Annotated in this window: 1 protein-coding gene; it reads left to right on the top strand. The window is 34.8% G+C overall.

The genetic code is table 11. From position 1 onward, the window contains the following. Window positions 1-30: 30 nt before the first annotated feature. Window positions 31-899, top strand: an 869-nt coding sequence (locus CYP28_RS01845) for a hypothetical protein (protein WP_141090894.1), incomplete at its 3' end; no start/stop codon positions are given.

Here is an 899-nt window from a genome sequence, read left to right on the forward strand (position 1 = left end):
TATCTAATCTATTTACAATCAGTAAATAATATGTCGGTGGGTAACGTAGTTGATTCTTATGCGGAAAAGCTTGATGAAACAAGGCGTAATTTTTTGATTTTGCAAAAAGAGGTTGAGTTTTATTCTGCTTTTTGTAAAACAATTTATGGTGCGGAGTCAAATACTGCTTACGATGGTATTATTATGCCAGAGGCTCTTTCTGGAACTCTAAAAACAGAGAGAGAGGCCCTAACCCAGAAATCTTATACTAATGGACAACAAACAGCATTGAAAAATAACAATATTACTACTATATCAGTAGATGCTTGTGCAGCTTTAGAGCAAAGTATAAGTAAAATTTCATCTAATACCATTGCTGATTACTATTTTACAAAGACAGCGATAAGCTCTTTAAAAGATATAAAAAATGCAAAAACATCAACGCAGACTATGCACAATGTTTCTCAAAGAATGGCAAATATGCAGGTGACAAATGGTTGGATCAACACTGTTCTTGTCCCATCATCTTTTACTCTATATAAAACGTCATTGTTGGGACAAACATTAGAAGAGAGAAAGGACGCCGCAGTTGCTTATCAAAATGCCGCAAGCGTAAATAACAACTCCATTACTACAAATAGCCCGAGTGATGACGTGAAGGCACAAGAGGCCAAAAATGATACAAGAGGTTTTTCTAAGCAAAACTTAATAGAAGCATTAACCCCATCTACTTTGTATTTTATGCTACCAAAATTTACTGATCTATATAATGGCATAGATAAGTTTTTTGGTGGATTTGTTGATATCTTAATGACTATTTGCACTACCTTGCTTGTTACGACAACTGGAGCGATGGGTATTCTTCTTTCAAAAGTGCTTGGAGTAGCTGTATCAATAGGAAAAGCTTTCTTGGTTTATAC

This window comes from Campylobacter concisus (assembly GCF_002914195.1).
GTDB lineage: Bacteria > Campylobacterota > Campylobacteria > Campylobacterales > Campylobacteraceae > Campylobacter_A > Campylobacter_A concisus_M.